This window comes from Devosia sp. Root635 (assembly GCF_001427605.1).
Classification (GTDB): Bacteria; Pseudomonadota; Alphaproteobacteria; order Rhizobiales; family Devosiaceae; genus Devosia.
Map to the genome: position 1 here is coordinate 115,149 of NZ_LMGZ01000018.1, position 21,946 is coordinate 137,094.

24 protein-coding genes are annotated in these 21,946 nt (G+C 64.8%); 11 read left to right on the forward strand and 13 right to left on the reverse strand.

The window, feature by feature from the left end; genetic code table 11:
* Positions 1 to 5: 5 nt before the first annotated feature.
* Entirely contained in the window at positions 6 to 2,123 is a 2,118-nt protein-coding gene (gene pbpC, locus ASD80_RS09780) for a penicillin-binding protein 1C (protein WP_082555184.1), read from the forward strand.
* A 48-nt stretch (positions 2,124 to 2,171) separates the two neighbouring features.
* Here pbpC and ASD80_RS09785 read toward each other — a convergent pair whose 3' ends face one another.
* Positions 2,172 to 2,591 (reverse strand): hypothetical protein, encoded by a 420-nt coding sequence (locus ASD80_RS09785; RefSeq protein ID WP_056232123.1) that lies wholly within the window; start codon positions 2,589 to 2,591, stop codon positions 2,172 to 2,174.
* A gap of 163 nt (positions 2,592 to 2,754) precedes the next feature.
* Here ASD80_RS09785 and ASD80_RS09790 point away from each other — a divergent pair, with 163 nt between their 5' ends.
* On the forward strand, positions 2,755 to 3,033 hold the full coding sequence (locus ASD80_RS09790; protein ID WP_056232126.1) for a type II toxin-antitoxin system RelE/ParE family toxin: 279 nt from the start codon (positions 2,755 to 2,757) through the stop codon (positions 3,031 to 3,033).
* A 13-nt stretch (positions 3,034 to 3,046) separates the two neighbouring features.
* Entirely contained in the window at positions 3,047 to 3,355 is a 309-nt protein-coding gene (locus tag ASD80_RS09795; protein WP_056232128.1) for a HigA family addiction module antitoxin, read from the forward strand.
* A 53-nt stretch (positions 3,356 to 3,408) separates the two neighbouring features.
* Here ASD80_RS09795 and csgH read toward each other — a convergent pair whose 3' ends face one another.
* The 9 genes from csgH to flgF all read right to left on the reverse strand — a co-directional run bounded on the left by csgH (position 3,409) and on the right by flgF (position 11,431).
* A complete protein-coding gene (gene csgH / locus ASD80_RS09800; RefSeq protein ID WP_056232131.1) occupies positions 3,409 to 3,795 on the reverse strand; it encodes a curli-like amyloid fiber formation chaperone CsgH in 387 nt (128 codons plus the stop codon).
* A gap of 80 nt (positions 3,796 to 3,875) precedes the next feature.
* Positions 3,876 to 4,310: a curlin gene (locus tag ASD80_RS09805; protein ID WP_056232134.1), complete on the reverse strand. Its 435-nt coding sequence runs from the start codon at positions 4,308 to 4,310 to the stop codon at positions 3,876 to 3,878.
* Positions 4,311 to 4,407: 97 nt separating this feature from the next.
* On the reverse strand, positions 4,408 to 6,024 hold the full coding sequence (locus ASD80_RS09810; RefSeq protein WP_056232137.1) for an ABC-F family ATP-binding cassette domain-containing protein: 1,617 nt from the start codon (positions 6,022 to 6,024) through the stop codon (positions 4,408 to 4,410).
* A 262-nt stretch (positions 6,025 to 6,286) separates the two neighbouring features.
* Positions 6,287 to 7,777 carry a carboxypeptidase M32 gene (locus ASD80_RS09815; RefSeq protein ID WP_056232139.1) on the reverse strand — a complete coding sequence of 497 codons (1,491 nt, stop codon included), beginning with the start codon at positions 7,775 to 7,777 and terminating at the stop codon, positions 6,287 to 6,289.
* A 67-nt stretch (positions 7,778 to 7,844) separates the two neighbouring features.
* Positions 7,845 to 8,003, reverse strand: coding sequence for a hypothetical protein (locus ASD80_RS18955; RefSeq protein ID WP_200950298.1), 159 nt, complete (start codon positions 8,001 to 8,003; stop codon positions 7,845 to 7,847).
* A 173-nt stretch (positions 8,004 to 8,176) separates the two neighbouring features.
* Complete coding sequence (gene flgH, locus ASD80_RS09820) at positions 8,177 to 8,914, reverse strand: flagellar basal body L-ring protein FlgH (RefSeq protein ID WP_056232142.1); 738 nt, start codon at positions 8,912 to 8,914, stop codon at positions 8,177 to 8,179.
* Between the two features lie 19 nt (positions 8,915 to 8,933).
* On the reverse strand, positions 8,934 to 9,878 hold the full coding sequence (gene flgA, locus ASD80_RS09825) for a flagellar basal body P-ring formation chaperone FlgA (RefSeq protein ID WP_156460393.1): 945 nt from the start codon (positions 9,876 to 9,878) through the stop codon (positions 8,934 to 8,936).
* A gap of 14 nt (positions 9,879 to 9,892) precedes the next feature.
* Entirely contained in the window at positions 9,893 to 10,678 is a 786-nt protein-coding gene (gene flgG / locus ASD80_RS09830; RefSeq protein WP_056232148.1) for a flagellar basal-body rod protein FlgG, read from the reverse strand.
* 15 nt (positions 10,679 to 10,693) lie between these two features.
* Positions 10,694 to 11,431, reverse strand: a complete 738-nt coding sequence (flgF, locus tag ASD80_RS09835) for a flagellar basal-body rod protein FlgF (RefSeq protein ID WP_056232737.1) — start codon at positions 11,429 to 11,431, stop codon at positions 10,694 to 10,696.
* Between the two features lie 290 nt (positions 11,432 to 11,721).
* Between flgF and ASD80_RS09840 the strand changes: the two genes are divergently transcribed.
* From ASD80_RS09840 to ASD80_RS09860, 5 genes are all read left to right on the forward strand, one after another.
* Positions 11,722 to 12,234 (forward strand): flagellar basal body-associated FliL family protein, encoded by a 513-nt coding sequence (locus ASD80_RS09840; protein ID WP_056232150.1) that lies wholly within the window; start codon positions 11,722 to 11,724, stop codon positions 12,232 to 12,234.
* Complete coding sequence (gene fliM, locus ASD80_RS09845) at positions 12,234 to 13,430, forward strand: flagellar motor switch protein FliM (RefSeq protein WP_056232153.1); 1,197 nt, start codon at positions 12,234 to 12,236, stop codon at positions 13,428 to 13,430. The genes ASD80_RS09840 and fliM overlap by 1 nt, the downstream gene beginning before the upstream one ends.
* On the forward strand, positions 13,430 to 13,858 hold the full coding sequence (locus ASD80_RS09850) for a DUF6468 domain-containing protein (RefSeq protein WP_156460394.1): 429 nt from the start codon (positions 13,430 to 13,432) through the stop codon (positions 13,856 to 13,858). Before fliM ends, ASD80_RS09850 begins: the two co-directional genes overlap by 1 nt.
* The gene (locus tag ASD80_RS09855) at positions 13,855 to 14,931 is read left to right on the forward strand and encodes a MotE family protein (protein ID WP_156460395.1); all 1,077 of its coding nucleotides are present in this window, start codon (positions 13,855 to 13,857) and stop codon (positions 14,929 to 14,931) included. Before ASD80_RS09850 ends, ASD80_RS09855 begins: the two co-directional genes overlap by 4 nt.
* Positions 14,932 to 15,143: 212 nt before the next feature.
* Positions 15,144 to 18,446, forward strand: coding sequence for a hypothetical protein (locus tag ASD80_RS09860; protein WP_056232161.1), 3,303 nt, complete (start codon positions 15,144 to 15,146; stop codon positions 18,444 to 18,446).
* A gap of 133 nt (positions 18,447 to 18,579) precedes the next feature.
* Here ASD80_RS09860 and ASD80_RS09865 read toward each other — a convergent pair whose 3' ends face one another.
* Genes ASD80_RS09865 through ASD80_RS09875 form a run of 3 tightly spaced genes read right to left on the reverse strand, consistent with a single transcriptional unit; the run spans position 18,580 to position 20,469 of the window.
* Positions 18,580 to 19,002, reverse strand: a complete 423-nt coding sequence (locus ASD80_RS09865; protein WP_320410355.1) for a hypothetical protein — start codon at positions 19,000 to 19,002, stop codon at positions 18,580 to 18,582.
* A gap of 41 nt (positions 19,003 to 19,043) precedes the next feature.
* On the reverse strand, positions 19,044 to 19,787 hold the full coding sequence (fliP, locus tag ASD80_RS09870) for a flagellar type III secretion system pore protein FliP (RefSeq protein WP_056232742.1): 744 nt from the start codon (positions 19,785 to 19,787) through the stop codon (positions 19,044 to 19,046).
* 16 nt (positions 19,788 to 19,803) lie between these two features.
* Positions 19,804 to 20,469 carry a flagellar biosynthetic protein FliO gene (locus ASD80_RS09875; protein WP_056232166.1) on the reverse strand — a complete coding sequence of 222 codons (666 nt, stop codon included), beginning with the start codon at positions 20,467 to 20,469 and terminating at the stop codon, positions 19,804 to 19,806.
* Positions 20,470 to 20,652: 183 nt separating this feature from the next.
* Between ASD80_RS09875 and flgB the strand changes: the two genes are divergently transcribed.
* Genes flgB through ASD80_RS09890 form a run of 3 tightly spaced genes read left to right on the forward strand, consistent with a single transcriptional unit; the run spans position 20,653 to position 21,844 of the window.
* Entirely contained in the window at positions 20,653 to 21,060 is a 408-nt protein-coding gene (gene flgB / locus ASD80_RS09880) for a flagellar basal body rod protein FlgB (protein ID WP_056232170.1), read from the forward strand.
* A 16-nt stretch (positions 21,061 to 21,076) separates the two neighbouring features.
* Entirely contained in the window at positions 21,077 to 21,487 is a 411-nt protein-coding gene (flgC, locus tag ASD80_RS09885; protein ID WP_056232174.1) for a flagellar basal body rod protein FlgC, read from the forward strand.
* 21 nt (positions 21,488 to 21,508) lie between these two features.
* Positions 21,509 to 21,844, forward strand: a complete 336-nt coding sequence (locus tag ASD80_RS09890) for a flagellar hook-basal body complex protein FliE (protein ID WP_200950278.1) — start codon at positions 21,509 to 21,511, stop codon at positions 21,842 to 21,844.
* Positions 21,845 to 21,946 lie beyond the last annotated feature (102 nt).

A 21,946-nucleotide genomic window follows, 5' to 3' on the forward strand; every position in this document is an offset into this window, starting at 1 on the left:
GTACGATGAGTGATACCCGCCCAGCCAAATCCCACCCCTGGGCCCGCCGGCTCACCCTCGCCGGCTTCACCTTCTTCGTCATCGCCTGTGCCGGCGCCATCCAGCTCAATTCCATGATTGTCGGCATCGCCGCCACGCTGCCGCCGACGCCCGACATCGCCACGCTCCCGGTTTCCGTCGCGGTCACCGACCGCGATGGCCTGCTGCTGCGGCCCTTCACCACCGGCGATGGCCGCTGGCGCCTGCCGGTCGACCGGACCGCGGTCGATCCGCGCTTCATCGCCATGCTCATCGCCTATGAGGACCGCGGCTTTGCCGAGCATGACGGCATCGCCTGGTCCTCCATGCTGCGCGCTGCCGGCCAGTTCGTCGGCGCGGGTGGCCGCGTTGTCTCGGGCGGCTCGACGCTCACCATGCAGGTGGCGCGGCTGATCGAAGGCGAGCCGACGCGCAACATCTGGGGCAAGCTGCGCCAGATGGTGCATGCCGACCGGCTGGAGCACGATCTCAGCAAGGACGAGATCATCGATCTCTACCTGACGCTGGCGCCCTATGGCGGCAATATCGAGGGTATTCGCGCCGCCACCCTGGCCTATTTCGGCAAGGAGCCAACGCGCCTCACCACCGCCGAGGCCGCCTTGCTGGTGGCCCTGCCGCAATCGCCCGAAGCTCGCCGGCCCGATCGCGACCCGGTGGCCGCCCAGCGCAGCCGCGACATGGTGCTCGACCGGCTAGTGGCCATGGGCGCCTTGCTCGAAGAAGATGCCATCGCCGCCAAGCGCGAGCCGGTGCCATCGGCGCGCCGCGATTTCCCGATGCTGGCGGCGCACATGGCCGAGCAGGCAGTCCGGGCACAACCGACGGCGCGCTCGGTGACCCTCACCATCGACAAGCGCCTGCAGGATGCACTGGAACATCTCGCCGCCGGCCGGGCGCGCCGCATCGACCCGAAAGTGTCGGTCGCCATCGTCGCCGCCGACATCGCCAGCGGAGAGGTGCTGGCCTCGGTGGGCTCGGCCGGCCTGCTGGACACCGAAAGCGCCGGCTTCGTCGACATGACCAACGCCATCCGCTCGCCCGGCTCGACCCTCAAGCCGTTGATCTATGGCCTCGCGTTCGAGCTGGGCCTCGCCCATCCGCAAAGCATGATCGAGGATAGGCCTACCGCCTTTGGCGGCTATGTGCCGGTCAATTTCGACGGCTTCAACCGCGGTACGGTCACCATTCACGATGCGCTGACCGAGTCGCTCAACATCCCGGCAGTGGTGGTGCTCGATGCCGTCGGTCCGGCGCGCCTCGTCTCCCGCCTGCGCCGCGCCCATGCCGAGCCGCGCCTGCCGGTCGATACCGCGCCCAGTCTTGCCGTGGGTCTTGGCGGGGTCGGCATCACCCTGCGCGATCTTGTCTCGGTCTACGCCGCCATCGGCAATGGCGGCATGCCGATCCAGCTTCGTGACGGCACAAGGCCGGCTCCTGCAGCCGAAATCGCGCCCCCGGTGCTCGATCCGATAGCCGCCTGGTATGTCTCCGACATTCTCGCCGACGTACCGCCGCCGTTGAACGGTTCGCCCGGTCGCATCGCCTACAAGACCGGCACCTCCTACGGCTATCGCGATGGCTGGGCCATAGGCTTCGATGGCAAGACTGTCATCGGCGTCTGGGTTGGCCGGCCCGATGGCGCTCCGGTGCCGGGGCTGGCCGGCATCACCGGCGCCGCGCCGATCCTGTTCGAGGCCTTCGACCGCCTCGGCAATCGCAAGGCGCCATTGCCACGTGCGCCGCAGGGGGCCGTCCTGGCCTCCAACAGCGAGTTGCCCACGCCGCTGCGCCGTTTCCGCCATCCGGACGAGGACATGGTCGCGCGCGTCGCCGCTCCGGAAATCGCCTTTCCCGGCGATGGCGTCGATGTCGATCTGGGGCTGGCCGCGGGCGACATTTCCCCCCTGATGGTCAAGGTGCGCAACGGCGTGCCGCCCTTCACCTTCTTCGCCAATGGCGCCCCCTTCGGCCGCCCCGAATTCGCCCGCCAGAGCCTGTGGGAACCCGACGGTCCTGGCTTCGTGACCCTCTCGGTGGTCGATGCCGAGGGCAGGGCGGATACGGTGACGGTGTTCCTCAACTAGCAACAGAAACGGGCCCCGAAGGGCCCGCAAACTGCGTGCTGAACGGGCTCAGAAACCGAAGACGGTGGTGATGCTCGACTGGCCATTGCCATTTTGGACGCACTGGCCGTTGGTGTTTTCGCCGAACTGGAACAGGCCACAATTGTTGTTGTTGCCGTTCTGCTCGATGGTGCCCTCGTGGCCATTGCCCTCCTGCACGATCAGGCCGTGATTGCCCGAGCCGTTCTGGTTGAAACCGGCGGCGTTGAAATTGCCGTTCTGGCTGGCATTGGCGCCCGTGGCTGACAGGCCCTGCATCAGCGAAAACATCTGCAGGCCCATGCCCAGCGCCTGCTGCTGGTCGGGGTCGGTGGGGGTGAAGCTGATCGAGACCTGGCCGGCGGCCATGGCAGGAGCAGCAAGGGTCGCGGTGCCGATGACGGCAGCGGCAAGGGCGGCGACGAAGGTCTTGGTGAACTTGGTGGTCATGGCATCTCTCCCTGAGGGTGTGGCAGTGTTTGCTGGGTGTTCCAGCCGATGACCCGAAACTATGGGAGGGCGACTGAACCGGTTCGGAGCGGGATGTTCAGAATGGGTTCAGCGTTGTCAGCTAATAGTTGACATCTTCGATGTAAGCTATTAGTTTGCATTCATGATCAAGAGCTTCAAAAGCAAGTCGCTGGCAGAGCTTTGGAATACCGGAAAGTCGGGCAAGATCGATGCCCGCATGCACAAGCGGCTCATGGTCCGTCTGTCTCGCCTCGATGCTCTGGTTTCCCTTGATGAGTTGAATCTTCCCGGCTTCGATTTTCATCCGTTGAGGGGCTTCGACCCGGCCCGCTACACGGTGCATATCAATGGGCCGTGGTGCGTCACATTCGAGTTCGACGGCAATGACATTCTTGCAGTCGATTTCGAGCAATACCATTGAGAAGGAGGCCAATATGACCCTCTATCCCGCCAAGCGATCGCCAGATATTTGCCCCAGTCATCCGGGCGCACTGCTCGATGACATCCTGCCCGACACGGGCAAGACCAAGACCGAAATCGCCCGCTTGCTCGGTATTTCCCGCCAGCACCTGTATGACATCATGGCCGAGCGCAAGCCGGTGTCTCCCGAGGTCGCCGTTCGTCTGGGCAAGCTGTTCGGTGATGGTCCGGGTGTCTGGGTCAGGATGCAGGCCGCCTATGACACCTGGCATGCCGAGCGCGCGGTGGACGTCTCGACCATCCCGACGCTCGAACTGGCCTGAAACAAAAAGGCCCCGGCATCCCGGAGCCCTTCAGTCGTCCCTGATGATGTGTGTCAACGCAGGCTCGCAATATCCTGGTCGCAATCGATTTTCTGGCCGCCAACCGTAACGTCGAAGGCAATGTCATAGCTGGAGCCGGCATTGACCAGCACCTTGCCCAGGATCGTATCTTCGTTGGCATTGGCGGCAAAATGGCCGCCTTGGCTGATATTGGTCGAGCCGCCATTGCCCGAGCTCTGGACGGCGAAGCGGTATTCGCCGCTGAGCGCCGCCGGACTGACGATGATGCCCTCCAGCACCAGCATGCCGCGTTCCGAGTTGGTGGCGATGCCGCATAGCGTGTCGCTGGATGCGGAATTGGCCAGGCCCGCATTGGCCGCCAGGGCGGCGACAGCGAGGCCGAGGGCGATGGCGCCGATGCGCCGGGATGGAATGGTCATGGCTTCCTCCTGATTTCGGGTGGCAGACGAGCCGGAAGGGGAACTCCCTTCCGGCTATGCGCAGGTCACGTCAGGACCGATTACGGGCAGGCCTGCACGAAAGCAGTCACATTGCCCGCGCCGGCCTGGTGGATGTTGGCATTGCAGCCATTGCCGACCTGCACGCCGGCGGCAACATTGCCGTTGCCGTCCTGGGTCAGGATGGCGGTGTGGTTGTCACCGAACTGGCCGACGCCGGCGGCATTGTTCCAGCCGTCCTGCCAGGTGTCGGCATAGTTGTTGTTGCCCTGCTGGCCGATGGCGCCGACATTGTTGCCGCCATTCTGGTGGCCGGTGGCGGTGTTCCAGTTGCCGGTCTGGTCGACGCCGAGCAGGTTGTTCCAGCCGAGCTGGCTGCCGCCGGCGGCATTGCCGAAGCCGAACTGATTGACGAAGACGTCGTTGGCCATGGTGGGGGCAGCCGAGGCAGCGATGGCGACGGCGGCGACTGCGGTGATGAAGAACTTGGCGATCATTTGGTCTCTCCTGTCTGGGCTGCGCTCCCTCCGAGCGCTTCTTGCCGATGACACGAGGATTAGTCCGGTGATTTGGAACCGGTCCTGAGCGAGGAATTCAGACTCCATTCATCGGCGTGGCAGCTTCGGGGCCGGCCAGTTGGATGTGCGTGGCAATGCCGATGGCGGCGAGAAAATCGGCATCGTGGCTTACCACCAGCAGGGCTCCGTCATAGCCCCGCAGGCCTGCCTCAACCTGCTCTATGGCGTGGATATCGAGGTGATTGGTCGGCTCGTCCAGAATAAGCAATTGCGGCGGGTGGTTGCCGCCGATGGTGCAGGCGAGGCCGGCCCGCAGCATTTCGCCGCCGCTCAGCGTTCCCACCTGCTGCAGGGCGGCATCGGCGCGGAACATGAAGCGGGCCAGCGCCGACCGGCAGGTTTTCTCGTCCGCATCGGGATTGAGGATGCGGAAATTGTCGCGAATGCTCAGCGCCGGATCGAGCAGGCTCACGGTCTGGTCGAGCATGGCGAAGGGCACGAGGATGCGGGCTGTTCCGGACAACGCGGGCAGGGCGCCGGTCAGCAGGCGCAACAGCGTCGTCTTGCCCGAGCCATTGGGGCCGGTGATGGCGACGCGTTCCGGCCCGGTCAGTTGCAGCGACAGGTCGCCAATAATCGGCGTTGTCTCATCCGGGCCGCCGGTCAGGCTGTCGATCTGCAATACCGTGCGACCCGCCGGCAGGCCGGTGGGCATCAGGACTACTGATAGCGGGGTGAGGATTTCGACCTTGGCGCGCGCGTCGCTGGCCGCTTCCGCTGCGTCGCCACGCAGGCGGTTGGCCAGACGCGCGCCTTCGCCGCTGGTGTTTTCGGAATTCTCCTTCATGCCGCCCAGCATGATCTTGGGAATGTCGCCCTTGGCCGCCTTGCGCTTGCCGGCTCCATCCTTACGCGCCTTCTTCTCGGCCACGGCCTGAATCTTGCGGTCGATCTCGGCGACCTTGCGTTCGGCCGTGTTCAACTCGTGTTCGGCCGCCGCCAGTTCCAGGGCCTTGCGCTCGGCATAGTGGTCCCAATTGCCGCCATAGGTCCTGGCCCCGAGTGTTGTCAGCTCGATAATGGCGTCCATTTCGCGCAGCAGCGCCCGGTCATGGCTGACCACGATGGCCGCGCCGCGCCAGCCATGCAGCAGGTCGACCACCGCCTGCCGGCCGTCGGCATCCAGATTGTTGGTGGGCTCGTCAAGCAGGATGATGTCGGGCGCCGCAAGGATCAGCCGCGCCAAGGCCAGCCGCGTGCGCTGCCCGCCACTCAGCGTGGATAGCGGCCTGTCCGGCGCATAGGCCGGCAGGCCCACATCGGCAAGGGCGGTCTCGATCCGTCCAGGCAGGGCCCAGTCCGCCTCGCCGGCATCATCGACGCTGCCCAGCCCCTGTTCGAGCCGGTCGAGCCGCGCCAGCGCCTCGGCCGCGCCGAGCTGATCTGCCACGGTGGCGCCCGGCGTGACCTGGACCGACTGGTCGAGCATGCCGATGCTGCCCTGGACCGACACCGATCCGGCGCCCGGCCGCAGTTGTCCGGTGATGATGCGGAGCAGGCTGGATTTGCCCGTGCCGTTCCGGCCGATCAGCCCCGTTCGTTCATTGCCGAACGCAAGGTCGAGACCGGTAAAGAGCGGCTGGTTATCTGAGGTCGAATAGGAAAGCTGGTGCAGTGAAACGGAGGCGGGCATGGACGGATTCCAGGTGAGCGATGCAAGCGAGGCAGTCGTTCAGCGTGGAATCCATGGGTACCGTCCGGTCAGTGCTGCGGATGGCGTGAAAATAGGGATGGGGGCGGGGATGTCAAGTTTTGGGCTCTTCCCCTCTCCCTTTGGGGGAGAGGTCGGCGCGTAGCGCCGGGTGAGGGGGCCTTTCCATGCGCTGAGGCAGGAAGGCCCCTCACCCGACCCGAAGGCGGGTCGACCTCTCCCCCAAAGGGGAGGTGAAGAAGGCCTAGGCCAGATATCGCTCCTTCAGATGCGCCTTGAAGAAATCGGCGTTGAGGGGTTCGCCGGTGGCGCGGGTGATCAGCTCCGGCGTCGACCAACGCGAGCCCTGGCTCCAGATATTGTCGCTGCGCCATTGGTTGACGCCACCGAATTCGCCCTTGCGAATATCCTCGCGCACGCCCGGCTGGGCCTTTTCCAGCGCCGCCCATTGCTGCGCCGCGATCATGGCGCCGAGCGTGTAGCTGGGGAAATAGCCGAAGGCGCCGCCCGGCCAATGCACGTCCTGCATCGGGCCGTCCTTGGGGTCGGCCAGGGTCGAGATGCCGAGATATTCGGTCATCCTGGCGTCCCAGGCCTCGGGGATCTGGCTGGCTTCCAGTTTGCCATTGACCAGGTCCTGCTCCAGTTCGTAGCGCAGGATGACATGGAGCGGATAGGTCACCTCGTCGGCATCGACGCGGATATAGCCGCGCTCGACGAAATTCACCTCGTTGAGGATATCGGTGATGTCCCAGCCCGGAATGGCGTCCTCGCCCAGATGCAGATGCACCAGCGGCAGCGCGAACTCCCAGAATTCGGGGCTGCGCGCCAGCTGCATTTCCACGAACAGGCTCTGGCTTTCGTGGATGCCCATGCCGCGCGCCTTGCCCAGCGGCCAGTGCGACCAGTCCTCGGGCAGGCCTTGCTCATAAAGCGCGTGGCCGGTTTCGTGCAGCACACCCATCAGCGAGCTCAGGAATTCGTCGGTGCGATAGCGCGTGGTCATCCGCACATCGCTGGGTACCCCCCCGCAGAACGGATGGTGCGACACGGAAAGCGAGCCATGGGTGAAATCGAAGCCGACTGCCCGCATCGCCGCCAGGCCCAGCTCGCGCTGCTTTTCGATCGGGTAGGGGCCGTTGAGGCTCTTGCGCGGCCGCTTGGCCAGCCGGCGCTCCTGCGCATCGAGTGCTTCGGGGACGAAGCCCTTGAGGAAGCTCTTGAGGTCGCCGAACACCCCGTCCAATTCGGCTGTGCGGTTGCCTGGATCATACTGGTCCATCAGCGCATCATAGGGCGCCAGCTTCAGCGCCTCGGAGCGAAGCTGTGCCTCCTCGCGGACCAGCGCGACGACACCTTCCAGCGCCGGCAAAAAACTGTCCCAGTCGCCCTTGGCGCGCAGGTCGCGCCAAAGCTGTTCGGACCGCATCGTGGCTGCTGTACGGCGCTCGACGAATTCGGTCGGCAGGCAGGTGGCGTTGATATATTGCCGCTTGAATTCGGCCAAAGCGAGCTTCTGGTCCTCGCTTTCGGGCTTGGCCGCCTCGATCCAGTCGGCGATCTCCGGCGCCGTGGCCTGGGCATGATACATGCCGGCCAGGTTCGACATGGCCTCGGCCCGCTTCTCGCCCCCGCCGACCGCCATATGAGTGGCCTCGTCGGCGCCCAATATGGACAAGGCATGCTCCAGCGCTTCGAGCTTGCGGCCGATTGTGTCGAGTTTCTGGAAGGACATGCGGGCAACTCCGTTTGTTGCCCAAGCTCTTTCATAGAGCGCAAATTCGATCAAGCCGCCGGCGGCCTCACTCCTTCGGCTTGTTCCTGCCGAACGCCTGCCAGGTGCCGCCCATGGCGATGCCGATCGCAATGCCGATGCCGATCCCCATCGCGACATTGTCCATTGCTACACCGATGGCGACGCCGATCGCGACGCCAATGGCAATCCCTGTACCCATGGACATGGCAATCTCCTTGTTCGTTGTTGGTCAACCACTACAGGCCCGATGCGTTCCCAAAAAGGGGAAGAGGCGCAGCCGGGGGACTGCGCCTCTGGAAAGGCCGGGTCTGTTCTGGAGCCGACCGGGGATCCTGCCGCGCCATTGGGGGAATGCGACGGCAGGAGAAACCGGGGTCGTTAGAAGGGCAGGATGGCGTCCATGGCCTGCTGCCCGTAGCGCGGTTGCTGCATGTTGGTGATCTGGCCGCGACCGCCGTAGGAGATGCGGGCTTCGGCGATCTTGGACGAGAGGATCGTATTGTTGGCCTGGATATCGGAAGGCCGCACGATGCCTGCGACGATCAGGTCGCGGACTTCGAAGTTCACCCGCACCTCCTGGCGCCCTTCGATGACCAGATTGCCGTTGGGCAGCACCTGGGTTACCACGGCGGCGACCGAGGTTTCGAGGCTTTCCGAGCGGTTGACCGAGCCGTTGCCGCGATTGGTGAGGCCGGATTCGAAGTCAATGGCGGCAGACGGGTCGATAGCCCCGCCACTCAGATTGTCGACGGCGGCGCCGAAGAGGCCGCCCATGCCGGCCGAATTGGTCGAGGTGCGGTTCGACTGGGTGGTGTTGGCGATCTGGGCGCTGTCGTCGATGGTCACCATCACCGTCAGGATGTCGCCGATGCGGTGGGCGCGTTCATCCTTGAAGAAGCCCTTGGCCGAGGTGCGATAGAGCGAATTGGGCTGATAAGTATCGGCGATCGCCTCGGGCATCGGCATATGCACCGGCTGGTAGCCCGCCGTGGTGGTGGGGTCGGCGATGGCGGTCAGCGGCGGCGCCTGTCCGACGCTGGCAAGCTGGTCCATGGTGCTGCAAGCCCCGAGGCTGGCCGCAAGCATCAGGAGGGCGGCGAGTTTGAAGAGGTTCATTGGTCTGGTCTCCTGAGGCTTAGAGTCCCGCTACGGCGAGCGGGTCGGCGCTGACTTCGACGGCACCGGCAGAGATTGCGGTGGCGCTGATGACGCGCTTGGACATGAGGTTGAGCACCTGTACCGGCCCGCCCGAAGCGGCGCCGGTGACCGCCTGACCTTTGACGGTCAGCGTCATCGGGCCCTGGCGGAAATAGATGGTGACGGGATCGTTCTTGCTGATCAGCAGCGGCACGGTGACATCGGCGGGCTTGAGCAGCATGCCGTCACGGCTTTGCCGCGCCAGCGCCTTGCCCACCACGTCTTCCAGCCGGGCGACGCCGGTGCTTTCGACGAATTTCAGCGGCACCGGGCGCATCTCGATATTGCCGGCTGTCAGCAGCGTGCCGGCAGGCAGGCTGGCATTGATATGCGGCGCCTCGATCATCAGTTCGATCGTCCCCGACACGTCCAGCGGCTGGGCCATGCCGGCGATGGCGAAGCGGGCGGTGAACGCGCCGCTGCCGGGCAGGTAGCGCAGGCTGATGATGCTGGCCGGTTCTGCCACCGCCTCGGCATTGAGCGGCTGGACCGGCATCGAAAACAGCGTATCGACGCTCATGCCGCTGCCGACGATGCCACGGGCGGCCAGGTCGGCGGCGATGAGGTCGGACAGCGCGGCTTCATCGATGACGGTTGCGGCGCGGGAGACGCGCACGCCGTCGAGGCCGCGCGCTTCGAATGCCTCGATGCCGATGCGGGCCAGTGCGGCGTCGATGTCGGACAGGCCGACGAGGCCGCTGGTGCCGGGCAAGGGCGCACGGAACAGCGCCTGTTCGGCGGCGGGGCCGGCATCTTCGAACATGTCGCCGACCGTAACGATGGCGGCGCTGACGACGATATCGGACCGGAGGACCGGGGTGGCCCAGGCGGCGCCAGCGAGCAGCAGGCTGGCCGTCATGGCGATAGCGGAACGCAGGATCATCTTCACCGCCCCCATCAACGCAGCTGGCTCGTCGCCTGCATCATCTGGTCGGCGCCGGAGATGACGCGGGCGTTCATCTCGTAGGCGCGCTGGGCAGCGATGAGGTCGGCGATTTCAGTGACGGAGTTGACGTTGGCCATTTCGAGATAGCCCTGCAGCAGATCGCCGGTGCCGTCCGTATTGGGCACGCTGACCTGCGCCGGACCGCTGGCGGCGGTTTCGAGGAACAGGTTGTCGCCCATCGATTCGAGGCCGGATTTGTTGACGAACCGGGCGAGCTGGAGCTGGCCGAGCTGGGTGGGCGTGGTGTCATTGTCGAGATAGGCGCTGACCATGCCGTCGGGCGAGATGGCGACGCCATCGGCGGTGCCGGGAATGGTGATGCCCGGATCGATGGGATAACCCGTCGAGGTCACGATTTCGCCCTCGGGGGAGCGTTCGAACGAGCCGTCGCGGGTATAGCCGGTGCGGCCATCGGGCAGTTGCACCATGAAGAAACCTTCGCCGCGCACCGCGACGTCGAGCTCGCGCTCGGTGATGTTGACCGTGCCCTGGCTCATGACGCGCGGGGTGGAGACGGTGCGCACGCCGGAGCCGATTTCGAGGCCGGCGGGGATCAGGGTGCCCTGGTCCGAAGTCGGCGAGCCGGCGCGGGTGACCTGCTGGTAGAGCAGATCCTCGAATTCGGCGCGCTGGCGCTTGTAGCCGGTGGTCCGCATGTTGGCGATATTGTTGGAAATGACTTCGACGTTGCGTTCCTGGGCGCTCATGCCGGTCGATGCGATATAGAGGGCTTTCATGGCATATCCTCAGGGTTAGCTATTGGCGTCGCCAAGGCGCTGGATGGCGCTGCGGCGCAGCTCATCCTGCTTCTGGGCAAGGTTGGCGGCCGATTCATAGGCGCGGGTCACGCGGATCATTTCGGCCATCTCGGAAACGCCCGAGACGTTGGAGCGCTCGACAAAGCCCTGCATGGCCCTGGTATTGGTGGCCGCGACCGGCGTGCCGCCGGCAAACAGGTTGGTGCCCTCGCGGGTCAGTTCCTGCGGATTGGCGAATTCGACGAGACGGAGGCGTCCCTTGGGGCCGGCGCTGGAGCTGACCGAACCGTCGGCGGCGATCAGGATGCCGTTTTCCTCGGGACCGAACTGGATCGGGCCGGCTTCGCCGAGCACCGGATTGCCGTTGACGTCGACCAGGGTGCCGTTGGCGCTGAGCTGGAAGGCGCCGGATTTGCTCCAGCGCTCGCCACCCGGGGTCTGGATGGCGAAGAAGCCGTCGCCATTGAGGGCGACATCGAGGGCGTTGCCGGTCTGCACCATGGCGCCGCCGGCCAGATCGTGGATCGTCGCCCAGTCCTGCACATAGGAGAGCGGCTGGTCGAGGCGCGGGAAATCCTGGTCGCGGGCGACCGGCATCACATATTCCTCGAACAGGATGTTCTCGGCCTTGAAGCCGGTCGTGTTGATGTTGGCCATGTTGTTGGCCACCACATCCATCTGCCGCTGCAGCGCGATCTGCCTGGAGAGGCTGATCAGTTGCGCATTCTCGATCATTGCTGATCCCCGGAATGTTAACGTCCCCGAGACTGCCCACTTCCCCAAGCGGATCGCCTCGCCGTTCACATTGCAGAAACCATGCCAGGCGGCGAAATTGAATAAAATCAGATAGATAGCGAATAGGCTGGGTTAGCCTTACTGGGCTACTCTCTCCGGTCTCGGCAAAAGCTGCCCGGCAAATTTTGCCGCTTCGGGGCAGTTTGTAACCAATCGTTAACCATCGGGCGCTTAGCTGGACGAACAGCCGGAATCGTCCGGAAAGCCCCCGTATTTGGCAGGTTGGCATGGCCGCTGAAGCAGATCTCGAAGACGGCGCCCCAGCCAGGAAGGGGATCCCGAAACTCTTCATCATCATCGGTGCGGCGGCCCTCGTCGTGCTGCTGGGCGGGGCCGGGCTCTATTTCTTCCTGTCATCGTCGTCGGCGCCGGCCGAAGATGCCGAGCACGGCGCAACTGCTGATGCGCATGCTGCGGCTGCAGCGGCGGGGCATACCTTCATCTTCAACCTGCCCCCGATGATCGTGAACCTTCATGACGAGAACGGTCAGAGCGGCGCGTTCATGAAGCTCAGCATCGCGCTCGAAGTCGCCAATCAGGAAATGATGCTCGAGATTCAGCCGCGCATGGCCAAGGTTGTCGACGCCTTCCAGATTTACCTGCGCGAACTGCGCCGCTCGGATCTCGAGGGGTCCGCGGGGGTCTACCGCCTCAAGGAAGAGCTGCTGCGCCGGGTCAATGTCGCGATCTATCCGAGCCGCGTCGAATCCGTGTTGTTCAAGGAAATCCTGGTGCAGTAATGGCGGGCCCCACCGAACAGGACAAACTCGCCGACGACTGGGGGCTCGATGATGCGTCCCCCCAGGGCGAGAGCATGGCCGGCGCCGCCAGTGACGACGACATGACCGACGAGGAACGCGCCGCCGCCGCCGCCGCTGAATGGGCGGCGATGCTGGAGGGCGACAATGGCGACGGCGAGGGTGGTCCCGACCGTGTGCTCAACCAGGACGAAATCGACAGCCTGCTCGGCTTCGACGCCAGCGTGGGCAGCAATGTCGAGCTGACCGGCGTCCAGGCTCTCATCAATTCGGCGCTGGTCAGCTACGAGCGCCTGCCGATGCTCGAAATCGTCTTCGACCGCCTGGTGCGGCTGGCGACGACGAGCCTGCGCAACTTCACCTCAGACAATGTCGAAGTCACCATGGACTCGATTTCGTCGGTGCGGTTCGGCGACTACCTCAATTCCATTCCGCTGCCGGCCATCCTCTCGGTCATCAAGGCCGAGGAATGGGAGAATTACGGCCTGCTCACCGTCGATTCCAGCCTGATTTACTCGATGATCGACGTGCTCTTGGGTGGCCGCCGCATCGGCGGCAATATCCGCGTCGAGGGCCGGCCCTATACCACCATCGAAATGGCGCTGGCCCGCAAGATGATCGAGATCATCCTGGAGGATACCCATCGCGCCTTCGAGCCGGTGACGCAGGTCAATTTCAAGCTTGAGCGCATGGAGACCAATCCGCGCTTCGCCGCTATTTCGCGGCCGGGCAATGCCGCCATCCTGATCGAGCTGCGCATCGAGATGGACGATCGCGGCGGCAAGATCGAGATTCTGCTGCCCTACGCCACTATCGAGCCCATTCGCGAACAGCTCCTGCAGATGTTCATGGGTGAAAAATTCGGTCGCGACCCGATCTGGGAGGGCCACCTCGCCACCGAGATCTACGCCGCCGATGTCGAGATCGAAGCGGTGCTGCATGAGCAGGATTTGCCGCTCTCGCGCATGCTGGCGATGAAGCCGGGCGATACCGTGATGTTCGAGCGCTCGCCGAGCGACCCGGTGCGGCTGCGCTGCGGCGATGTCGATCTTACCGAGGCCATTATGGGCCATATCGGCAACCACGTATCCGTGCGGGTGTCGCGCCCGCTTAACCCGCCCAAGGTCACCATGGCGGCCTTCGAGGCGATCGACGAGAAAATGGAACAACAACGATGATGTTCGGCTTGCCTCTGGGGCTGCTTGTGGAAAGTGCTGTTGCCATTCTGCTCGCGCTGACAATCGGATATTGCATCGTGCTCAACCAGCGCCTCAAGCGGCTGCATGCCGACAAGGACGTGATGCGCCAGATGGTCGCCGACCTGGTCGGGGCCACCAACCTCGCCAATCAGGCGATCAAGGAACTCAAGCAGACGGCCGTCGAGGCCGACCTGTCGCTCAATTCGCGGCTTGAGGAGGCCGAACGCTTCGGCATCGAGCTGGCCAACCATGTTACTGCCGGCACCGTGCTGATGGAGCGCATCGCCAAGATCACCAGCGTCGCCCGCCACAGCCAGGCCATCGAGCCGGTCGAGCAGCCCAACAAGGTGCAATCGGCCCTTGAGCAGCTTTCAGCCCGCGTGCGGACCCGCGGAGTTGCCGCGTGACCAGGATTCGCCTGCTCCCTGTCGTCGTCATGGCCATTGCCGCCCTGCTGGTGCTCAAGACCCTGGGTCTGGTTACCAATGGCAGCTATGTGCTGGGCGGCGTCAGCGTGGCGCAGGCCGCAGGCGCCAGTGCGGAGGGAACAACCGAGGCCGATCTGACGGTGACGCCGGCTGGTGAGCCGACCATGGAGGACAGCAGCCCCACGCTCGCCGATTCCGCTCCGACGATCGGCGGGCAGCCGGCAGGGGCGAGTGGCGGGCATGGTGAGCCTGCCGCCGATGCAGAACCAGCTGACACCGAGACCCCGGCGGCAGAAGCGGTCGTGCCGGCCGGCGATGCCACCCTCCCTGCCATCCCCGTTGCCGGTGCGGCATCCAGCACCTATTGCGTCGACTCCGATGCCACCATTACTGCGGGCGGGGACGTGGTGCTGGAGGGTGTGTCCACCGAGCTCGCCGGCGGCGGGCAAGCGGAGGCGGGCGGAGAGCCGGCACCCGTGCCCGAAGGCAGCTTCGCGGCCCAGATGGCGGCCGATTGCCTGCCCTCCGGCGATGTTGTCCCCATGGAAATCACCACCGGGGGCGAAGTCGTGCCGTTGGTTGGTGCCGATGGCGTGTCGGTGACCGAACAGCAGTTGCTCGAGCGGCTGGCCGCCCGCCGGACCGAACTGCAGCAATATGAGAGCGATCTGGCGTTGCGGGCCTCGATCGTCGACGCCGCCGAAAAGCGCATCGCGGAACGGGCCTCGACGCTCGAGGCCCTGGAGGCGCAGATATCGACCCTGGTCGATCAGCGCACCGAGATGGAAACCGGCCAGTTTGCCGGGATCGTGGCGATGTACGAGGCCATGCGGCCCAAGGATGCCGCCAACATCTTCAACGAGCTCGACATGGAGGTGCTGCTGCGCGTCGCCAAGACCATGAGTCCGCGCAAGATGGCGCCGATCCTGGCGGAGATGTCGCCGGCGCGGGCGCAGGAGCTGACGGTGCGGATGGCTGCCCTGGCCGACAAGCCGGCAACCGAAATGACCCCGGACGATCTGGCCGCCTTGCCGCAGATCGTGGGTCAGTAGAACACCGAGAAAATGCCTGGTTGCTTTATCGTTCGGCGTAAGGCGACGTTAAGCACGGGGCGCTAGGGTCGGCACAGAGTATGTGTAACCCATGCGTTTTGTGATCCCGGAGCCGAAGGCTTCGCCATGAGACGCGCAGAGTGCGTCGGGGCGGGCAGAAGCCGGTGAAGACCGCGATCATGGCTGGTTTGCGGTTCGCGAGGCGGGCCGTCATGGTTGGCGTCGCTGTCGCGGCGCTGGGTTCGGTCGCGCCTGCCTCCGCACAGGAACAGGGCCAGCTCTTTGCCACGCAGGAAGACGGCTATGGCCGCCTGATCCTCAGCTTTCCCGGCCGCGACGACCTTCCCGACTATACGATGCGCATCGAGAATGGTGTGCTGTCGCTCGAATTCGACGAGAAGGTGTCGGTCATCCTGCCCGATGTCGGCACGACGATGGGGCAGTATCTGTCGGTCGCGCGCGTCGATCCGGACGGGATGGGCCTCCGCCTCGGCCTGCGCTCGGCCTTCACCTTCAACCGCATCGAGGCCGGTGAAAAGCTCTTCATCGATCTGTTGCCGACCACCTGGCAGGGCATGCCGCCCGCTTTGCCGCAGGAAATCATCGACGAGCTGGCCGAGCGGGCCCGTCTCGCCGCCATCCGTGCCGAGCGCGAGCGCAAGGCCGCCGATGTGGTGGCGCTCGACCCCAGGGCCAGCGTTCGGGTCGGCCGCAATCCCACTTTCATGCGCATCCAGTTCGACTGGACCGTGCCGACCACGGCCGAATATGTGCAGGAAGGCGAAGTCAGCCATATCGCCTTCGAATGGCCGGTCGGCATCGACCTGCGCGACCTGGCCGTCGACCTGCCCCCCGAAATCGCCTCGGTGGAAAGCGCGGTCAGTCCCGATGGGGCCGTGGTGTCGCTGACCCTGGCCAAGGATATCACGCCGCGTTTCTACGAAAATTCCTCGCGCCAGTTCGTTCTCGATATCGACATTGCCGGGGTCAGCCTGCCCAGCTTTACCGCGGCCAGCCTGGCCGATAGCGTGGCGCAGGAAGCCGAGCCGGAGGCCCAGATGCCCGGCGGGCCCGAGCAGGCCCAGGTCGACAAGCTCTTTCCGGAAAGCGCGGCGCGCACCGTGACACCTTTCGTCAGCGTGCTGGGCTCGACCGTTCGCGTCGTGTTTCCGTTCGAGCAGGATACGCCGGCCGCCGTATTCCGCCGTGGCGACACGGTGTGGATGATGTTCGATACCGTCTCGGGCATCCTGCCGCCGAGCCATTCCGATGAACTGGACGCGCTGGCCAGCGAATTTGCCGTGGTGGCGTCAGGCGATACCCAGGTGGTGCGGGTCGAGCTGTCGCAGGATCGGCTGGCGACGCTGGGCTCGGAAGGCATGGCCTGGGTGTTGTCACTGGGCGATATCATGCTGACGCCGACCGAACCGATCGAACTCAGCCGCCGCCGCGATATCGAGGGTAATTTCGAGGTCGTGGCCGATGTGGCGCGCCCGGCCCGCATCCACGATTTCCGCGACCCGCTGGTCGGCGACATGCTCAAGGTGGTCACCGCCTATCCGCCGGCGCGTGGCGTGACGCGCACGCTGGACTATGTCGAATTCTCCGCCCTGCGCAGCGTACACGGCCTCGTCATCAAGCCGAAAAACCCCGAACTGGATCTGGCCATTGAGAGCGATCTGGCGGTGCTGTCCACATCCGGCGGGCTCACCGTTTCGGCGGTCGATGCGCCACGCACCATAGGCAATGGCATCACCGAAAGCCTGCGTGGCAGTTTCGTGGATTTGGGGGCCCTGGAAGAAAAGGACTTCGGCGCCCTCAACGATCACGTCGAGTCCCTGCTGGCCGCGGCTGCCGATGGCGAGGGCCGGGACCGCGACATCGCCCGGCTGGACCTGGCGCAGTATTACGTCGCCAACCGCTTCGCCCATGAGGCGCTCGGCGTGCTCGACGTACTGGAATCCGAACTCAAGGCCGAAGACCTGACGCGCAAGCTGCGCATTACGCGAGCCATTGCCGATACATTGGCCAACCGCCCGGCCGACGCGCTCAGCATCCTCAATTCCACCGGCGTCGGGCAGGAGCTCGACGCGCTGCTGTGGCGCACCATGGCCCGCGTCGAGTCCTACGACTTCAAGGGCGCGCGCTTCGACGCTATCGAAGCCAACAGCATCGTCGAGAATTACCCGCTCTGGGTCCGCAACAAGTTCTACTTCGCCGCGCTGCGCGCCGCCGTCGAGACCGACGACATGACATTGGCCGAGCGCTTCCTCAACGAGATCGACTTTGCCAGCCTCGATCCCGAGGATTCCAGCCTCTACCACCTGATGTCGGGCCGCATCGACGAGGGGCGCGACCGGATTTCGGAAGCGATCGACACCTATGGCCAGGTGATTGCCGCCGATATCCGTCCGACGCGCGCGGAGGCCATCTACCGCACCCTGCGCCTGCTCGACGAACAGGGTACGCTCGACCTGGCCAAGGCCACCGATACGCTGTCGGCGGAGTCGCTCCTGTGGCGGGGCAATCCGCTGGAAGCGGACATGCAGACCATGCTGGCGGATTTCTACTTCCGCGATGGCGACTATCGGCGCGGCTTTGAAACCGTGCGGCAGGCCGTTGCCAACTATCCGGAGAGCCCGCCGGTCAATGCCCTGCGCGACAAGGCGCAGCAGATGTTCAGCGAGCTGTTCCTCAACGGCGTCGCCGACTCGCTGGGGCCGGTCGATGCGCTCAGCCTCTACTACGATTTCCGCCAGTTGACGCCGCCGGGTGCCCGCGGCGACGAAATGATCCGCAACCTGGCCCGCCGGCTGGTGCGCGTCGATCTGTTGGCGCAGGCCGCCGAACTGCTCGAATATCAGCTCGAAAACCGCCTGCGCGGCGTTGCCCGCACCCAGATCGCGGCCGACCTGGCCGTCATCTACCTGGCCGATCGCCGGCCGCAGGAGGCCTTGCGCGTGCTCAACGACACGCGCCTGCCGGACCTGCCCGAATCGCTGCAGCGCCAGCGCCGCATCCTCGAAGCCCGCGCCATGATCGATGGTGGTCGCGACCAGTTGGCGCTCGACCTGCTGCGCGACATGGATGGCCGGGACGCGACCCTGCTGCGCATCGACGCGCATTGGAAGGCCAAGCGCTACGACCGGGCCGGCGAGATGCTGGAAGCCCTCTATGCCGAGCAGCCCGCCGGCGTGCCGCTGGGCCAGCCGGTACGGCTCGGACTGATCAAGGCCGCTGTCGGCTTTGCCCTGTCGGGCGATGCCTTCGGGCTGTCGCGCCTGCGCGCCAAGTTCGGCGATGCCATGGTCGTCACGCCGGAATGGCCGATGTTCGATCTGGTCACCGGGCAGGTCGCCGTCACCAGTCTCGAATTCAAGGCCGTGGCCAGCCAGGTCGCCGATGTCGGCGGCATCAACGCCTTCCTCGCCTCCTATCGCGACACCTATGCCGGCGAAGGCGCCCTGGCCCCGCTCAACGCCGCCGAGCCAAGCGCAGGCCTGGCGAGCCTTTGACAGGGCTTCATGTATCCACAAACGCGATGTCATCCCGGCCTTGAGCCGGGATCCATCCTGAGATGTGTTCGCAGCGCGATTTCAGGATGGGCCTCGGCTCAAGGCCGGGGTGACATCGTGACTTTGGCCTCATTTATCGCAGCCGGCGCGCTCGGGTAGACTGAACAACATGCTCCCTTTGCGCCACGAAGGCTCGGGCCCTTGGAACGGCATCGTGCAAATACTGGTCCGGCCCCAGCATCTTTCGTGCATTCAGGGCATTGGCGCCCAGAATGGGAAAATCCACGCGCTCGATGTCGCAATCCCACCCCGGATAATCGGCCGACCAGCTGCGGCGATGATGGTCGAGCAATCGCCCGCGCAGGCTGTAGCCGTGATAGTCGAAGGCAATTACGCCATCGGTCACATACATATGGCCGCCGGGGACGTCGCCCCGCGGGATGATGCGCTCGGCATGGAACCCCGAAAGCGGTGCGTCGGCCAGATAGACGCCGGCCAGGATGTGGCAGGCGCCATGGCCGAAGAATACCCGGTCGGGCAGGGCCCACCGGCGCATATGGTTCTGCTTGATCCCCGGCTTGAGGCGGTACACGCCCGCTACCCGCTCACGAAACTGCGCACCAGCGAGCCCGCCACAAGGTACCAGCCGTCGACCAGCACGAAGAAGATCAGCTTGAACGGCAGCGATATGACCACCGGCGGCAGCATCATCATGCCCATGCTCATCAGCACCGAGGCCACGACCATGTCGATGACGACGAAGGGCAGGAACAGCAGGAATCCGATCTCGAAGGCGCGCCGCAATTCGGAGATCATGAAGGCCGGGATCAGCAGCTGCAGCGGGATCGCCTCGGGTTCCTCGGGCACCGGCGCATCGGTCAGGTCGAAGAACAGGGTCAGGTCCTGCTCGCGCACATTGGCGCGCATGAATTCATGCAGGGGGGCGCTGCCCAGTTCGAACGCTTCGGCAATCTCGATATCACCGGCCAGCAACGGCGCGATGCCCTGGTCATAGGTCTGCTGCAAAGTCGGCTGCATGACGAAGATGGTCAGGAACAAAGCCAGCGACACCATCACCGAATTGGGCGGAGCGGTCTGCAGGCCGATAGCCGTGCGCAGCAGCGACAGCACCACCACGATGCGGGTGAAGCTGGTGACCATCACCAGGATGGACGGCGCCAGCGACAGCAGCGTGATGAGGCCGATGATCTGGACGGCGCGTTCGGTAATCGTGGTGTCGTCGCCGAAATCGATCGACACATCCTGCCCGAAGGCAATGGTCGGGATCAGGGCCGCGAGCGCAAAGGCGACGAGGCCGGCATAGGGTGCAAACCGCAGCAGGCGCGCCGGGCGTGCCTCAGTTCCGGTTTGCCTCGCTGTTGTCCTCGACAAGGTCGGTGCCTTCTACGTCACGCCGCGCATTGTCCTCTTTAGCTGAGTCGGCGGCGGGCACGACTGGAGTGGACGAGTTTTCGGGGGAAACCGGCATTTCCATTTCGCTGACCGGGCGGAGCAGGCCGGTATGGCGCAGCGAGAGGTGGGCCCGCTTGTTGGTGGGCTGCCCCAGATCGCGCAGGCGCTCGATGGCGGTGCCGGGCGCCGGGGGTGCCGGCTCGGCGGGCGGAACGACCACGGCTGGCGCAGGGGCGGCCGGCACGGCCTTGGCCGGCGCCGGCTTGCGGGTTGCCACCATGGGTATGGGGCGCCGGGTCGGCAGCGCCGCCGGAGCGTCTTCCACCGCAATACCGGTTTCCACCACCACATCCTGCGGCCCACCGGTGAGGATCAGGTGTTCCACATTGTCTCGCCTGACGATCAGCAATTGCCGCTTGGGGTCGAGCGCCAGCGAATCCACTACGGCCAGCCGCCGGTTGCGGCCACGGGCGACATTGCCCGATGCGCGGAACAGCAGCTTGAGCAGCCACAGCACCAGCAGGATGGCCACGATGACCGCGCCAAGGGCGAAGATCGCCGTGAGGAAACTGTTGCCTGAGCCACTGAACAGGCTGGTGATGAATTGCATGTCGGCTCCAAATCGCGTCTCGCCCGAATCCGGGCGGCATATATTGCCTATCACATAAGGCAAAAGTGCAGAATGCGAGGCCGAAACTGCCCTAAACGGCCCAAGTTAACGCTTGATTAACCATGGGTCGGCAAGATTTGCCCATCACGCCACGGTTTAGAGACTCGCGGGGGACTTCGGCCAATGGGCCTCATGAACATGCCGGTCTTTTCGGCGCTCACAGACAAGATGCGCTGGCATCAGACCCGTCAAGGGCTCCTGGCCGAAAACGTAGCCAATGCCGAGACCCCCGGCTATCGCGGCCGCGATCTGGCCCAGTACGACTTTGCCGATCGCGCATCCGGGTTTTCGTCTGCCACGGTCACCACCTCGGCGACCCAGCCCATGCACTTTTCCGTGTCCAGCAGCGAAAACAGTGCCTTTGGCGCGCAGCGCATGGCCAATTTCGAGATTACGCCGGAAGGCAATGGGGTGACGCTCGAAGACGAGATGATGAAGGTCACGACCAACCTGATGGATTATCAGGCCGCGACCAGCCTCTACCAGAAATCGATCAAAATCCTCAAAACCGCCTTGGGCCGCCAGGCCTGATCGTTAGGACAAGCGCATGGACTTCAATTCGTCGCTCCGCATTGCCGCTACCGGCCTGCACGCACAGACAGCCCGCATGCGCGTCATCGCCGAGAACCTCGCCAATGCCGATTCTGCCGGCAAGGCGCCGGGGGAGGAGCCTTATCGCCGCCGCATCCCGACCTTCGAGGCGAGCTTCGATCCCGATGTGGGCGGCAAGATCGTCGAGGTGGGGAACCTGGCCTATGACATGAGCGATTTCACCTCGCGCTACGAGCCCGGCCATCCGGCGGCCGATGCCAGCGGCTATGTGCAGTATCCCAACGTCAATCCGCTGATCGAGGCGATGGACATGCGCGAGGCCCAGCGCACCTATGAGGCCAATCTCAACGTCGTCACCGTCACGCGGCAGATGCTTGGGCGCACGCTCGACATCCTGCGCGGCTGACGCGTTTCAGAGGAGCCATAGATGGCCATCAACACCCCATTCAACGCCGCCACCGCTGCCTATGGCAATGCCAGCCGGCTGATCAACCAGGCCGCGCGCCCGCAGACCGATCTCACCGCCATGAACTCGGGCGGCAACGGCACCAATTTCGCCGACATGCTGGCCCAGCAGGTGCAGGGCGTCGTCGATGCCGGCGCGACCAGCGACCAAATGGCCATCGACATGGTCAATGGCAAGGCCAATGTCGTCGACATGGTGACGGCCCTCAGCGAGACCGAAATGGCCATCGAAAGCATGGTGACGGTCCGCGACCGCGTCATCTCGGCCTATGAAGAAATCATGCGGATGCCGATCTAGCCCAGTGCCACGCCCTCGTGGTTCGAGGCGTTGAAGAAGCGCACCTCACCATGAGGGCTGATGTCACAGCGAGTTCCCAGTAGCCCCCATGGTGAGGTGTGA